This window comes from Ruegeria sp. HKCCA5491, from assembly GCF_013034565.1.
GTDB lineage: Bacteria > Pseudomonadota > Alphaproteobacteria > Rhodobacterales > Rhodobacteraceae > Ruegeria.
In genome coordinates this window covers 173,102-185,886 of the sequence record NZ_WQGG01000008.1, presented here as the reverse complement: position 1 = coordinate 185,886, position 12,785 = coordinate 173,102, and the positions used below count along the sequence as shown (strand labels likewise).

Below are 12,785 nucleotides of genomic sequence, written 5' to 3'. Positions count from 1 at the left end.
ATGCTTCGCCTAACCCCAATATTGCTGGCAATCGCCTATGCCGTTGTCATGTATCGAATTTCCGTCTGGCGCACCCACCGGGAACTGGACGCCAAGTCCACAGAACTGGCCGACCCCGCTCTCAAACGCATGACGGATCGGCTTGCGGCGGCGCTGGGGATCGACCGCGTGCCGGTTTATATCTACGAGATTGACCCGGTGAACGGGCTTGCCGCACCGGATGGGCGAATTTTCATAACACGCGGATTCTACCGTAAATTCAGCAATGGTGAGGTTTCGGCCGAAGAAATGGCCAGCGTGATTGCGCATGAACTTGGCCATGTTGCGCTAGGCCATGCCCGGCGCCGCATGATTGATTTCTCGGGGCAGAATGCGCTTCGGGCGGCGTTGATGATTTTGCTGAACCGTTTCATCCCATTCATTGGAGCGTGGATCGCAAACATGCTCACCCATCTTCTGGCATCACGACTGTCGCGGGGGGACGAGTATGAGGCCGATGAATACGCCGCCGCATTGCTGACCAAGGCCGGAATCGGGATCGAGCCGCAAAAGTCCCTGTTTCACAAACTCGAAGATCTGACGCAACAACGCGCAGGTGTGACCCCCGCTTGGCTGATGAGCCATCCCAAAACCGATGAGCGTATTGCGGCGCTTGAAGTGCTTGAACAGCGTTGGGGCGCGGGCGGATAGGCTGGATCCTTATCTAGTTTGCGAGCGCCTTGCCCAGACGCGGAAGGCGGGCTTTTTTCATCAGGGCACGGAGGTTCCATTGGTCGCCCGACAGACGGTTGGCTTCGGCCAGAACCCTGTCGGCGAGCTCTGCCATGTCGACCGGATTTTCCGACCAGAACCCGCGAAGCAGCGCGTCGGGATCGCGGCGCTCAAGCCCTTCTTCCGAAAGGACGTTTCTTGGGAAATCCCTTGCATTCACGGTAACGATGACATCCGCAGACGAGGAAACAGCCGTCGCCAGAACATGAATATCCGCCGGGTCGGGCAACCAAAGTCTCTGCGCTAGCCCTGGGTTCTCCGCGTGTTCGGCTTTTGGCCAGTTTGCCTGTGTCAAAGCAATTTCAGCGCGAGCTTGCGCCTCACCTTCCGGGCCGAGTTTACGGGCCGCGCGCGCCCATTCTTCTAGAATGCGCGCGGACCAAACCGGTGTAAAATGACCAAGTTTGGCCGCCCCCAGCAGCATCTCTCGCATCACCGTCGGGTAAATGACGCAGGTATCAAGAACGGCCTTCACAGCCGATAAAACACAGCTTTGAGGTAACCGCTTTCGGCCAATTGCGGCAATTGCGGGTGATCGGGTCCGGCAAACCCGGTGTGGATAAGCTGCGCCTGCCGCCCTGCCCGACCAATCCCGCGCGAAGAAGCATCGCGGAACCGACCAAGGTCAGCCGCGTGCGAGCAAGAACACAGGCCAAGATAACCGCCCGCCTTCACCAGCGGTGCGGCCAGTCGCGCCACACGTTCATACGCGCGCAGCCCCGCGTCCAGTGCCTGTTTCGACGGGGCAAAGGCCGGCGGATCACAGATAACGACGTCGAATTGAGCCCCCTCCTGCCCCAGTTGTGTCAGAACATCGAAGGCGTCGCCTTGCCGGGTGTCGAACCTTCCGTCAAACCCCGAGGCTTGCGCACCCTTGGTGGCCAGTTCCAGCGCAGCGGCTGAGCCATCGACGGAAAGCGCGCGTGCCGCACCGCCGGCCAGCATCGCAAGACCAAACCCACCAACGTGGCTAAAAACATCCAACACTTGTGCGCCGGGTTGCACCAAACGCGCGGCAAACGCGTGGTTGGGGCGCTGATCGTAGAAAAGACCGGTCTTTTGCCCGCCGGTCAGATCGGCCATGTAGGTCGCGCCATTCATTGGAACCGGCAGCGGGTCATCGGGGGCCTTGCCGCGCAACGTGAGGTTAGCATCATCCAACCTCTCAAGGCCGCGTGTCCGGCCCGAAGCGTTTTTCAACACGACCGAAACGCCCGTCACAGAAACCAGAGCATCGGTCAGAGTCTCAAGGTGTTTTTCAGCCCAAGCCGCATTTGGCTGAATAACGCAGGCATCACCGAAACGGTCGATGATCACGCCGGGAAATCCGTCCGCTTCGGCATGGATCAGGCGATAATATGGCGCGTCAAACAGCCGTTCACGCATCTGAAGCGCGCGGCGCAGACGGGTCTCAAACCAATCGGAATCCAACGTGGCCTCCAGATCACGGTCCAGAACGCGGCACATGATCTTGGAGTTCGGGTTCACCGCGACCAGCGCAATGGGCGAGCGCTTTTCATCTTCGAGAACCGCAAGGGCACCGGCCTCGATCTTACGCGTCCGGCGGTCGGTCACGATGTCATTTGCATAGACCCAGGGAAAGCCATGGCGCAGCCCGCGTGCGTTGGCTTTGGGTTTCAGGCGAATACGGGGGCGATCGGCGGCTTGGGTCATGGCGCCCTCTTAGTGCCGATTGCCCGCAGGGAAAAGCCCTAGCGCGAACGCGAACGCCATCCGCCCCGTCTTTTAGGGGTTTTGGCGGCTTGCAGACCTTCGGCCAGAACCTGCGTCATAGGATGATCCGCTGCCTGCGCTGAATAGGCGGCGTGTAGGTCGACCAGCGCCAGAGCCTGATCCCGTTCCGCAGGCAGGCTGAGCGCCCAGTCCAGAAAGATAGAGCGGCATTCCGGCAAAGTGATGCCATCAATGCGATAGGCTTCGCGGATAAGACCTTTGTGGTCGTTCGGATCGTCACTGCGCGCCATTGCCGTCCTCCTTGATCACGCTGGCGATAATTTCGGCAGCGCTTGAATACCTCTGCTGCAGCGCGGCCTGAAGCTGTTCAACCTGTTCGAACCCAGTGGCCCGGCACAGGAAATCTGACCCGCCCTGGCCTATTTTGTCCGCTTCGATCATCTTACCGGACAGCAGCCGAGCCGCACATTGTACAGACCAGCATAAATCGTAGCATTCTTTGAGTGTTTGCGCCTGCGCGACGTCCAAAAGTCCGGCAGCGACCGCGCCGTCCAACCCTGCGTGAACATCGTGCTTGGTCTCACCCGACAACAAGGCTCCGGTTTCGGCCATCAACTCAATATCCATCATGCGCCCCGCGCCGTTCTTGGCGTCCCAAATACCAGACGGGGATTTCGCCGCCGCCAAACGGACGCGCATTTCTGCCACATCGTTCAATATCTGCGCTTGGTCTCGGGGGTGGGACAGGAGTACTGCGCGAAACGCCTCAATATCCTCGGCCAGTCCCGGATCGCCCGCCACGACCCTGGCACGGGTCAGGGCGAGATGTTCCCAAACCCACGCTTCATTTCGTTGATAATTGGTGAAACTCGCCCAACTCGTCGCAACGGGACCCTGATTGCCGGAAGGGCGCAGGCGCATGTCCACCTCATACAACCTGCCCTGAGACATAGGGGCAGACAGCGCCGTAATCAGCGCCTGCGTGAACCGGGCATAGTAAGTCCGGGTTGCCAAAGGTCGCGGGCCGTCAGACATGTCCTGATCCAGCGGATCGTAGATCAGGATGATATCCAGATCGGATTGCGAGTTTATTCGGCCAGCGCCAAGCGACCCCATGCCCAGAACGGCGGCCCCACGTCCCGGCGCGGGGCCGTGTTTCAGGGCGAATTGTTCTTCCACGCATGGCAGGATCGCGGCGATCACAGCCCCTGCCAGTTCCGCATATTGTTGTCCGGCCTGCGCCCCGTCGATCAATCCACGCAAGTGATGCACACCGACCCGAAAGTGCCACTCTTTGCACCAACGCCGCGCGAGGTCCAACTGGCTTTCATAATCCCCTTCCTGCGCCAGTGCCTGCTGCAAATCGGCTTGCAGAGCAGATTGCCCCGGCCAGTCATCAAAGAAGCTGCCCCCAATCACCGCATCAAACACCGAAGAATTGCGCGACAGGTGCGCCGCCAGCGCATGAGAGGTTCCGACAATGTCAATCAACAGGTCAATCAGGTGAGGGTTGGCTTCGAACAACGAAAATAGCTGTACACCCGCCGGCAAGCCCGAAAGAAACCCGTCCAGTGCCAACAGCGCCTCATCCGGTTTCGCAGTTTTCGAAAGGCGCGACAGAAGCTCGGGCTTAAGCCTCTCGAAAATATGCGCGCCCCGTTGCGATCGCAACGCCGGATAGGTGGGCCAGCGGGCCAGAATGCTTTGATCAAACCCGGCCTCTCCGGCAGGTTTCGGCGTAGACGAGCCGGGCGCAAAGAACCCTTCGGTCAGCTCGTGGACTTCGGTCAGGCGGCGGGTCAGGTCCGCCGTCAGTTCGGCGCTGTCGATCCCCATGAGGCAGGCGACACGTTCGATCCCATCAGGCGACTGAGGCACCTTGTGGGTCTGGGCATCGTGGATCATCTGAATCCGATGCTCGACATCCCGATGGGCGCGATAATGGTCCGTCAGCTTTTCCGCGACATCCCGTGGAACCCAGCCCTTGTCAGCCAAGGCTGCCAGCCCGGGCACCGTACCACGAACCCGCAGATCTGGGTCGCGCCCTCCGGCGATCAACTGGCGGGTCTGTGTAAAGAATTCGATCTCACGGATGCCGCCCTGCCCCAGCTTCATGTCATGGCCCGGTATGGTCAACGCGCCGCCGGTGCCTTTGTTCTCGCGGATACGCAGACGCATGTCATGGGCATCCTGAATGGCGGCAAAATCCAGATGCCGCCGCCAGACAAACGGCCGCAGCGTGTCCAAAAAGCGCTGTCCTGCCTCGATATCACCTGCGCAGGGCCGCGCTTTGATATAGGCTGCGCGCTCCCATGTGCGGCCAAGGCTTTCGTAATACCGTTCGGCGGCCTCAGCCGCGATGCACACAGGCGTCACCCCCGGATCGGGACGCAGACGCAGATCGGTGCGGAACACATAGCCATCTGCCGTCTTGTCGCTGAGCGTCGCGCAGAAATTCCGTGTGGCCCGGACCATTCCGTGTCGCGCATCATAGAAATCGTCCGGATCAAACCGGGTTTCATCAAACAGAACGATCAGGTCGATATCCGAACTATAGTTCAGCTCGTGCGCACCCATCTTTCCCATGGCCAGAATGATCATCCCGGCAGCAGTTTCCACATCGTCCTCGGTCATGCCCGGCAGTTTGCCCCGCCGGATCAGCGCGGCGATCTCAGCTTTGGCCGCAACGTCGGCCGCTAGTGCGCCAAAATCCGTAAGGGCCGCCGTAACTTTCTCCAACGGCCACGCACCAGCCAGATCAGCCAGAGCGGTCAGAAGCGCCACCCGCCGTTTGGCCTGTCGTAATCCGGGCTTCAACTGATCCGCTGGCAGATTTTGTACGCCCTGCATCACATCTGCCAGTGCCTGATCTGGCTGGGTTAAAGCCTGCGCAAGCCAGTCCTTCTCTTGCGCGACAAGCCCATTCAGATAAGGGCTCGATCCGGCGGCCCCAGCGATAAGTTCGCCGGCTTCAGGTGCGAGATCAGTGACAAGCGCACGCGCCTCTGCCCCCAACGACAGATCGAAAGGTCGAGGCATTCGTTGGATGGCGAGTGGTCCTGACATTAACCCTCCGGCGGAAAGACTATACAAGGGATTCAAGCCCCAATTAGGAGATGGCGTAATTTCAATGTCTTGCGCAAGCGGAAACTAACCTTTTCTCGGCGCTTTGCTATGCACCGCCCATCCAAGATGTAAATCTTTTTCACATTCACCCCTTGCAACCTGCCGCATACCCCCCATCTAGATGATGTGAACGAAATTTACATTAACCCGGAGACCCCAAATGACCGCACTTTCCGACCACGCCGTCCCTGAAAATCCGGGATGGCTCTACCGCGCCGAAGCCTGGCTTGATGATAAGGGAAAAGGGGCCTGGATCGCTGTAATGGTCCTTGGATTCATCTTCTTCTGGCCCGTAGGCCTGGCCATTCTGGCCTATATGATCTGGAGCAAACGCATGTTCAGCAAGTCCTGCAGCCGCCGCAAAACCTGGCACAGCCACATGAGCGCCATGAAACCCTCGGGCAACAGCGCCTTTGATGCATATAAGGCCGACACCCTTGCCCGTCTGGAGCGCGAACAACAGGATTTTGAAGCGTTCCTGCGCCGCCTGCGCGAAGCCAAGGACAAGGCCGAGTTCGATCAGTTCATAGACGAACGCGCCCGCGAAAACCGCGATCCAAGCGAAAACGGCGAGAACGCCTGATCCAGACTTGCCCTGCCCCGCCTGATCGGGACAGGGTAAACCACACAACAACTCGGAAATTCCCTACATGACCCATTTGCCTGACCCTGACCGCCAACCGGAGTTCTATCAGTCCGTGGCGATCAAACGCTTTGTCGCGTGGTTGTTTGACATCGCCTTTGTCTCGCTGCTCTGCACAGTTGCGATCTTTCTGACCTTGGGCATGGGCTTGTTTATTCTTGCCCTGATCTACGCGGTCGTCAGCTTTATCTATCGTGTCGTGACCATCGCAAATGGCTCAGCCACTTTGGGTATGCGGTTCATGGGCATAGAATTGCGCGATTCCTTTGGGGCCCGCATGGATACCGGCAAAGCCTTGGCACACACCGCGGGCTATTTCGTCAGCATGGCTTTCCCAGTTCTGCAGATCATCTCGGTCATCATGATGCTGACCAGCGCGCGGTGCCAGGGGCTAACAGATGCTTTCCTTGGAACGGTCATGATCAACCAGCGCGCGTAAAAATTCTCCAACTGCTTGAATCACTTGGCGGTACCGGGATCGGTTGTTATCATCCGTTTCAGGAAACCTGGAACATTCATGCGACACACGCTGCCAATAGCGCCACAATTTTATGTGACGGCCCCACAACCCTGCCCTTATCTTGAGGGCAGGATGGAGCGTAAGTTGTTCACCGCCCTACAGGGCGAAGGCGCGGATCAGCTCAACAACTCGCTGTCTCAACAAGGATTCCGCCGGTCCCAGAACGTGCTGTACCGCCCGTCTTGCGCCGATTGCGCAGCCTGCCTGTCCGCCCGGATAAACGTCTCCGAGTTTTGCACCAGCAAAAGCCAGAAACGCGCCATCAAACGCAACGCCTACCTCCAGCGCAAGGCGAACTCGCCTTGGGCAACAGATGAACAATACGAACTGTTCCGCCGATATCTGGACACGCGCCACGCGGACGGCGGCATGGCCGATATGGATGTATTCGAATTTGCCGCGATGATCGAGGAAACTCCGATCCGCAGCCGGGTCGTGGAGTACGCGGACCCGACCACCGGTGACCTGATCGCCGTAAGCCTGACGGACGTCTTGGATGACGGGCTTAGCATGGTCTATTCTTTTTACGACCCGAACCAGCCGCAAAGCTCTTTGGGGACGTACATGATCCTCGATCACATCGACATCGCCCGCGAAGCTGGCCTGCCATACGTCTATTTGGGGTATTGGGTACCCGGAAGCCCCAAAATGGGATACAAGGCCCGCTTCTCCGGGCTCGAAGCGTACGTTCGGGGCGAATGGATCAATGTCGGCAATCCGTCGGAGTTGCCGGACTCCAGTCATCATCCACTTTCCACTGCCCCCATTGCCGAACAGGTAGCCAATATCCAACTACCCGACCGCCACCCGACCAAGGGCTGAGGCAACATGCGCCAAAGCCTTCACGCGGTGACGCTAGTGGTCCCGGATTATGATGCAGCCATCGCTTTCTACTCGCAAACACTGAAATTCACCGTCCTGCAGGATATTGACCTGGGCGCAGGAAAGCGATGGGTCCGCATCGCACCGCCAGGATCAAAGCAGGGATCGCTACTGCTCGCCCGTGCGGACGGAGCTGACCAATCCGCAGTAATCGGCAACCAGACCGGTGGGCGCGTAGGCTTCTTTCTGGAAACCGATGACTTCGACCGCGACCACGCCAAAATGAACGCCGCAGGTGTTCACTTCGAGGAAGCCCCCCGACACGAGCCCTACGGAACGGTCGCCGTCTGGCGCGATCCCTTCGGAAACCGCTGGGACCTCATTCAGTTCACCTGATCCATCCCTTCATCTGGCCAAAAATATCCCGGGGTTGAATTGGCCGCAGGCCAAGAAGGGGCTGGCCCCTTCCCAAAACGCCAAAGCAAAGGGGGCCAGCAGGCCCCCTTTTCATTTTCACTGAATGACACCCAAAGATCAGTTCGGGATCAGATCCGGAACGATTGTCACAATCGACGGGAAGAACCACAGGATTGCGATTCCGACCACCTGGATCAGCACGAAAGGAATGATCCCGCGATAGATATGCCCAGTCGTGACCTCCTTCGGTGCAACCCCCCTCAGATAGAACAAGGCAAATCCGAACGGTGGCGTCAGGAACGAGGTCTGCAGGTTCACCGCGACCATGATCGTGACCCATTTCGGATCAAACGATCCGCCATAGATCACCGGGCCTACGATGGGGATCACGATGTAGATGATCTCAAGGAAATCCAGCACGAACCCAAGGATGAACAAGACCAGCATCACGATCAGGAAAACCGTAAACTCGTTGTCAAAGCTCCTGAGGAATTGCTGAATGTAATGTTCCCCACCAAACGAGATCACCACAAGGTTCAACAATTGCGACCCGATCAGGATGGTGAACACCATCGAGGTCACCTTGGCGGTTTCCCGTACCACCGGCGTCAGAACACCACTGGTAAACAGAACCCAGCACCCATAGATCAGGCCGAACAGGGCGAACAGGTAAGCGCCATACGCGATGAAGAAGGCAATCCAGGTTTCCGCCGTCACACCGCCCTGGTTGATGCGCAGGTCAAAGTTGACCCCCATGAGCAGGGCAATGATCACGGCAAATGTCGACCAGATGATCACCTTGCCGGATCGTCCCTGATCCTGCAGTTTGCGATAGGCCGCCAGCATGATCGCACCACCAGCCCCCAGCGCAGCCGCCGGAGTTGGGTTCGTCACACCACCCAGGATCGAGCCGAGAACCGCGATGATCAGAACCAGCGGTGGGAACACCACACGGATCAGATCATTGGTCGCGCACCGCGCCGCAGCTTCCTTACAGCCATACATGGCCAGCGCAAACGGCACCGCCAACAGCAGGAAGGTCGCCCCAGACGATGTTGTCGGCGCGATCAGAAGCACATCCACCAATAGCATCAGCAACAGGCCAATGGCCCCAACGATCAGGGGCTGCGTAGACTGCGACGGTGCAATTCCCCGTCCCATGACCAGCGTCAGACCCAGCAGAACAACCATCACGGCGACACCTGTTCCGATCGGTGCAGCCGCTGCGATTTTGGCTTCCTGAGCAGCGGCCAGTTCCTCTTCGGTCAGTCGTGTGGCTTCGCTGGTTCCTCCTGCAGCGTCGATGGCCTCCTGCTCGGCCACGGCCTGATCCCAGGCGGATTGACCATGCAGGTCGATCATCGAGGCCTTACATTCCGCAGACACGTTGGTGCGCAGGGATGCGCCCTCGCCAATGTCAGAGAACGCCGAAACGCTGATGTTCTGGCTGCCGATGATACCGGCGCTACTTAGCATTACCGCGCCCACGATCAGGGCGACCGGCGCGCCCAGCAACCAGGTCAGACCTTCGGCGCGAGTAATCACTTCGCCACTGCCGCCCGACAGTTCAACAGCCGGAGCCTTATCGGGGTTAAGCAACGCATATCCGAACGCATAGAGCGCATAGAGCAATGCCAGCATGATCCCCGGCAGCAGCGCCGCCTGGAACAACGTGCCGACCGAAACCACCGCCGGCTCACCCAGATAGGTCAGCGCGTCGGTACAGCCCGCTTCAACTGCGCGGGTTTCCTGAGCGGTTGAATACAAATCTCCCGCCAGAGTTCCCAGCAGAACGATCACGATCGAGGGCGGAATAATCTGCCCCAACGTACCCGAAGCGGCGATCACACCCGTCGCCAGTTCAGGCGAATAGTTGTTCCGCAACATCGTCGGCAACGCCAGCAGGCCCATGGTCACCACGGTGGCCCCGACGATCCCGGTCGAGGCCGCAAGGAACGCGCCCACAACAACAATCGACACAGCCAGACCGCCCGGCAGCGGTCCGAAAACGCGCGCCATCGTCGTCAGCAGATCGTTTGCAATCTTCGAGCGTTCAAGCGTGATGCCCATCAGGACGAACATCAGCACGGCCAGCAGAGTTTCGATCGACTGCCCCGCCAGAACACGTTCATTCATGCGGTTCACGATGAACGAGACGTTGCGGTCAAGGGCCGTTTCCCAGCCAGATACAAAGACCGGCTCAGCTATGCGCGGTAAGTCCGGGTATCGGAACACCGATATCACATCTGGCTTGATCCCAGAATTCACCACATCCCGATAGGCTTGTGAGCTGGTATCAATCGCTTGGTGTATCAGCAGCCCGGCACTGTCCAGCGCCGCAATGATCCCGAATGAGATGATCCCCGCCCCACCGATGGCAAAGGCCACCGGAAAGCCGGACAGAATGCCTCCGAAAAGGCAGAAGAACACGATAATGAGGCCTATCTCGACGCCATCAAGTCCGAATAACATAGTCTGGGTCCCCGTCCCTAATGTGCGCCTTCGTAGGCTTCTTCACCCTCACCAAGGCTGTCCTTGTCGAGGTATTTTCCAACGCTGTCTGGCCCTTCCACATATTCCAGATACGACCGGTACAGGAACGCGATGGCGTGCAGGAACACCATGCCCGCGAAAGCCACCAGAAGAATCTTGAACAGGAAGTAGGCGTTGAACCCATTCGGGCTGAAGCCGATGGTTTCCACGTTCCAACGCAGCGCGCGGGATTTCAGAATCAGCTTGTCCAGCGTATCGCTGGCCGAGGGCTTCGGCACGATTAGGTGCCGCCACATGAAGTACCATCCGTACATCCATGTCAGCACCGCCATCGGCATCATGAACAACAACGCACCCAGCATGTCGATCACACGTTTGGCCCGGTGGCTGATGCCTGCATAGATCAGGTCAACCCGAACATGTCCGCCCTGCACGAAGGTATAGGTGCAGCACAGGCACACGACCATTGCGTTATAAAGCTTCAGTTCTTCGGCATACCAACTGATATCCATCTGGATCGGGATACCGAAACCAAAGGCCATATCGGGCCGCGCGAACACCCGCTGCATGAAAACGATGACGATTTGCTGGATGACCATCAGCAGGCCCGCCCACGCAAAGAAGCGTCCGGTTGTGTTGGCGAACCCCTCAAGGCCGCGCACCATGCCCCACATGAAGTTCCGATAATACAGACCGATGGCGGTCAGAACCAAAAAGATGGTGAAGATCACAAAGAAGAACTCGACCGACCCGCCATAATAGACAAAGCGCATGATGGCTTCTTTGTCCGACCAGTTCAGCCAGAGTTGCGGATGCGTGATGGCATATCCGAAATTATAGAAGGCTTCGGCAATGTTCTGAATGAACCAAACCAGTCCATTCCACAGGGCGCCGAAGAACGAGATACCGTTTTCGTCCTGCATGTTGTCCCCAGGTCGCGTCAGTTGCACCGCAGCTTATTGTTGGCTTGTCCGAGCCCTGCATGTGCAACGGGAAAGGTTTCCCCGCACCAGGCGGGGAAACCAATTGAGTTTAGTTCCTGCGATTAGCCGCGAACGCGGTCGCGCTGTGCAGTGTAGGCACCCGACGACAGGTTCAACCAGGCCGAAGACGCCGCCATCGAAGCCATCGCGCTGTCGTGGATCTTCTTGAACAGCTCGTCGCCCATGTTTTCGTCCAGAACTTCCTGGCTGGCGGTGCCGAAGGCATCCCAAACGCTGTCCGGGAATTCCATGACCTTCACGCCGCCCGACTGCAGACGCTGCAGGGCCGCACCGTTGTTGGCCAGGAATTGCGCCAGGTTCCACTGGTGCGCTTCGGCGGCAGCGATCTCGATGATCTTCTGCTGTGCGGGTGTCAGTTCCTCGAACACGTCGCGGTTGGTCGCCAGCGACAGACCTGCGCCCGGCTCGTGGAAGCCAGCGGTGTAGTAGGTCTTGGTGATTTCCTGGAAACCGGCCTTTTCGTCGGCCCAAGGTCCGATCCACTCGGTCCCGTCGATCGCGCCGGAGGACAGTGCCTGATACACTTCCGAACCCGGGATGTTCTGAACGGACGCGCCCAGTTTACCCAGGGCTTTACCGCCCAGACCCGGCATGCGGAACTTCAGCCCGTTAAAGTCTTCGGGGCTGTTGATCTCTTTCGAGAACCAGCCGCCCGCCTGCGCACCGGTGTTACCGGCCAGGAACGACTTCAGGCCAAAGATCTGACCCAGCTCGTCATGAGCTTCCATGCCGCCATCATGGTAGTACCAGTTCACCAGTTCCTGCGCGGTCATGCCGAACGGAACAGCGGTGAAGAAGGCATAGCCCGGGTGCTGACCCACAAAGTAATAGTCCGCCGCATGGTACATGTCGGCCTGACCCGACGATACCGCGTCGAAAACTTCGAACGCGCCAACCAGTTCACCGGCTGCTTTGATGTCAACGGTCAGGTTGCCGTCAGACATTGCGGTGATGCTGTCGGCGCAACGCTGCGCGCTGTCGAAAACACCTGCCAGACCACGACCCCACGAGGTCACCATGGTCAGAGTGCGCTTGCCCTGCGCGTAAGCCGGAGCCGCCAGCGTGGTGGCCGCAGCTGCCGAGCCGCCCAGAGCAGATGTTTTCAGAAATGAACGACGATCCATATGAGTGTTCCTCCCCTACATATCCAATACCCCAGCCGATGCCGGGGGCAGTCGTTGTCAGTGCGCGCCAGCCTAATGACCCCGAATTGAATGTGAATACCTACTACTACGTAGGAACCTCGGTTTTTGGGCGGCTTGGGTCGTGAATTTGACGCCAAACACCACAATTT

The 12,785-nt window shown here is 58.6% G+C and carries 12 protein-coding genes; 5 read left to right on the top strand and 7 right to left on the bottom strand.

Annotation, left to right across the window (positions count from 1 at the left end):
- A complete protein-coding gene (locus GOV88_RS12425; protein ID WP_171240619.1) occupies window positions 1-690 on the top strand; it encodes a M48 family metallopeptidase in 690 nt (229 codons plus the stop codon).
- Between the two features lie 13 nt (window positions 691-703).
- Here the strand turns inward: GOV88_RS12425 and GOV88_RS12420 are convergent, their stop codons facing one another.
- From GOV88_RS12420 to GOV88_RS12405, 4 genes are read right to left on the bottom strand one after another with little or no spacing between them, the layout of a single operon-like run.
- Complete coding sequence (locus GOV88_RS12420) at window positions 704-1,246, bottom strand: RSP_2648 family PIN domain-containing protein (RefSeq protein WP_171240618.1); 543 nt, start codon at window positions 1,244-1,246, stop codon at window positions 704-706.
- Entirely contained in the window at window positions 1,243-2,445 is a 1,203-nt protein-coding gene (locus tag GOV88_RS12415; protein ID WP_171240617.1) for an RSP_2647 family RNA methyltransferase, read from the bottom strand. The genes GOV88_RS12420 and GOV88_RS12415 overlap by 4 nt, the downstream gene beginning before the upstream one ends.
- A 38-nt stretch (window positions 2,446-2,483) precedes the next feature.
- Window positions 2,484-2,756: a hypothetical protein gene (locus GOV88_RS12410; protein WP_171212706.1), complete on the bottom strand. Its 273-nt coding sequence runs from the start codon at window positions 2,754-2,756 to the stop codon at window positions 2,484-2,486.
- Window positions 2,743-5,532, bottom strand: coding sequence for a glutamine-synthetase adenylyltransferase (locus GOV88_RS12405; RefSeq protein ID WP_171240616.1), 2,790 nt, complete (start codon window positions 5,530-5,532; stop codon window positions 2,743-2,745). Before GOV88_RS12405 ends, GOV88_RS12410 begins: the two co-directional genes overlap by 14 nt.
- A 220-nt stretch (window positions 5,533-5,752) precedes the next feature.
- Between GOV88_RS12405 and GOV88_RS12400 the strand changes: the two genes are divergently transcribed.
- The 4 genes from GOV88_RS12400 (at window position 5,753) to GOV88_RS12385 (ending at window position 7,973) form a co-directional block, all read left to right on the top strand.
- Window positions 5,753-6,175 carry a DUF2852 domain-containing protein gene (locus GOV88_RS12400; RefSeq protein WP_171240615.1) on the top strand — a complete coding sequence of 141 codons (423 nt, stop codon included), beginning with the start codon at window positions 5,753-5,755 and terminating at the stop codon, window positions 6,173-6,175.
- Between the two features lie 67 nt (window positions 6,176-6,242).
- Window positions 6,243-6,674, top strand: coding sequence for an RDD family protein (locus GOV88_RS12395; protein WP_171122228.1), 432 nt, complete (start codon window positions 6,243-6,245; stop codon window positions 6,672-6,674).
- A 78-nt stretch (window positions 6,675-6,752) separates the two neighbouring features.
- A complete protein-coding gene (locus GOV88_RS12390; RefSeq protein ID WP_171240614.1) occupies window positions 6,753-7,577 on the top strand; it encodes an arginyltransferase in 825 nt (274 codons plus the stop codon).
- Between the two features lie 6 nt (window positions 7,578-7,583).
- Window positions 7,584-7,973 carry a VOC family protein gene (locus GOV88_RS12385; protein WP_171240613.1) on the top strand — a complete coding sequence of 130 codons (390 nt, stop codon included), beginning with the start codon at window positions 7,584-7,586 and terminating at the stop codon, window positions 7,971-7,973.
- 138 nt (window positions 7,974-8,111) lie between these two features.
- Here the strand turns inward: GOV88_RS12385 and GOV88_RS12380 are convergent, their stop codons facing one another.
- From GOV88_RS12380 to GOV88_RS12370, 3 genes are all read right to left on the bottom strand, one after another.
- Complete coding sequence (locus tag GOV88_RS12380) at window positions 8,112-10,466, bottom strand: TRAP transporter large permease subunit (RefSeq protein ID WP_171122223.1); 2,355 nt, start codon at window positions 10,464-10,466, stop codon at window positions 8,112-8,114.
- Window positions 10,467-10,483: 17 nt separating this feature from the next.
- Window positions 10,484-11,410 (bottom strand): TRAP transporter small permease subunit, encoded by a 927-nt coding sequence (locus GOV88_RS12375; RefSeq protein WP_171240612.1) that lies wholly within the window; start codon window positions 11,408-11,410, stop codon window positions 10,484-10,486.
- A 122-nt stretch (window positions 11,411-11,532) separates the two neighbouring features.
- The gene (locus tag GOV88_RS12370) at window positions 11,533-12,615 is read right to left on the bottom strand and encodes a TRAP transporter substrate-binding protein (RefSeq protein ID WP_171122219.1); all 1,083 of its coding nucleotides are present in this window, start codon (window positions 12,613-12,615) and stop codon (window positions 11,533-11,535) included.
- Between the last annotated feature and the right edge of the window lie 170 nt (window positions 12,616-12,785).

What these genes read in the sequence shown, in the direction of transcription:
- GOV88_RS12425 (WP_171240619.1), top strand. Translation starts at nt 1, where the DNA reads ATGCTTCGCCTAACCCCAATATTGCTGGCAATCGCCTATGCCGTTGTC.
- GOV88_RS12415 (WP_171240617.1), bottom strand. Translation starts at nt 2,445, where the DNA reads ATGACCCAAGCCGCCGATCGCCCCCGTATTCGCCTGAAACCCAAAGCC.
- GOV88_RS12410 (WP_171212706.1), bottom strand. Translation starts at nt 2,756, where the DNA reads ATGGCGCGCAGTGACGATCCGAACGACCACAAAGGTCTTATCCGCGAA.
- GOV88_RS12405 (WP_171240616.1), bottom strand. Translation starts at nt 5,532, where the DNA reads ATGTCAGGACCACTCGCCATCCAACGAATGCCTCGACCTTTCGATCTG.
- GOV88_RS12400 (WP_171240615.1), top strand. Translation starts at nt 5,753, where the DNA reads ATGACCGCACTTTCCGACCACGCCGTCCCTGAAAATCCGGGATGGCTC.
- GOV88_RS12395 (WP_171122228.1), top strand. Translation starts at nt 6,243, where the DNA reads ATGACCCATTTGCCTGACCCTGACCGCCAACCGGAGTTCTATCAGTCC.
- GOV88_RS12390 (WP_171240614.1), top strand. Translation starts at nt 6,753, where the DNA reads ATGCGACACACGCTGCCAATAGCGCCACAATTTTATGTGACGGCCCCA.
- GOV88_RS12385 (WP_171240613.1), top strand. Translation starts at nt 7,584, where the DNA reads ATGCGCCAAAGCCTTCACGCGGTGACGCTAGTGGTCCCGGATTATGAT.
- GOV88_RS12380 (WP_171122223.1), bottom strand. Translation starts at nt 10,466, where the DNA reads ATGTTATTCGGACTTGATGGCGTCGAGATAGGCCTCATTATCGTGTTC.
- GOV88_RS12375 (WP_171240612.1), bottom strand. Translation starts at nt 11,410, where the DNA reads ATGCAGGACGAAAACGGTATCTCGTTCTTCGGCGCCCTGTGGAATGGA.
- GOV88_RS12370 (WP_171122219.1), bottom strand. Translation starts at nt 12,615, where the DNA reads ATGGATCGTCGTTCATTTCTGAAAACATCTGCTCTGGGCGGCTCGGCA.